This window comes from Streptomyces inusitatus (assembly GCF_014651115.1).
Lineage (GTDB): Bacteria > Actinomycetota > Actinomycetes > Streptomycetales > Streptomycetaceae > Streptomyces > Streptomyces amakusaensis.
Window position 1 is genome coordinate 1 of the sequence record NZ_BMWG01000082.1, and the last position, 935, is coordinate 935.

The 935-nt window shown below is 62.6% G+C and carries 1 protein-coding gene; it reads left to right on the forward strand.

Features of this window, described 5'->3' with window-relative positions; translation table 11 throughout:
• Positions 1 to 935: amino acid adenylation domain-containing protein (locus IE247_RS33905; protein ID WP_190127217.1), on the forward strand; the 935-nt coding region annotated here is incomplete at both ends.

Consider the following 935-nt stretch of genomic DNA (forward strand, 5'->3'; position numbering starts at 1 on the left):
TCCTTCGCATCCGGCGTATGTGATTTATACGTCGGGGTCTACGGGGCGGCCGAAGGGTGTGGTGGTTCCGCAGGGGAATGTGGTGCGGTTGTTCGGGGCGACGGAGTCGTGGTTCGGGTTTGGTCCGGGTGATGTGTGGACGTTGTTTCATTCGTATGCGTTTGATTTCTCGGTGTGGGAGTTGTGGGGTCCGTTGTTGTATGGCGGGCGGTTGGTGGTGGTGTCGTTCGAGGTGAGTCGTTCGCCGGTTGATTTTTTGTCGTTGTTGGTGGCGGAGCGGGTGACGGTGTTGTGTCAGACGCCTTCGGCTTTTGCTCAGTTGGTGGGGGTTGAGCGGGAGAGTTCTGTGGTGGGTGGGGGGTTGTGTCTTCGGTTGGTGGTGTTCGGGGGTGAGGCGCTGGAGCCGGGGGTTCTGTGGGATTGGGTGGATCGGCATCCGGTGGGTGTGGTGCGGTTGGTGAATATGTATGGGATTACGGAGACGACGGTGCATGTGACGTATGCGCCGTTGGGTGAGGAGGTGGTGGGTCGGGGGGTTATCGGTGTTCCGGTTCCGGGGTTGCGGGTGTATGTGCTGGATGGTGGGTTGCGGCCGGTGCCGCCGGGTGTGGTGGGTGAGTTGTATGTGTCCGGGGGGCAGTTGGCGCGTGGGTATGTGAATCGTCCGGGGTTGACGGCTGGGCGGTTTGTGGCGGATCCGTTCGGTGGTTTGGGTTCGCGGATGTATCGCAGTGGGGATTTGGCGCGGTGGTCGGTGGACGGGGTGCTGGAGTTCGCGGGGCGTGTGGATGATCAGGTGAAGGTGCGGGGTTTCCGGGTCGAGCTGGGTGAGATCGAGGCGGTGTTGTCGGGTCATCCTTCGGTGGCGCGGGTGGTGGCGGTGGTGCGGGAGGATCGTCCGGGGGATCAGCGGATTGTGGCCTATGCGGTCCCGA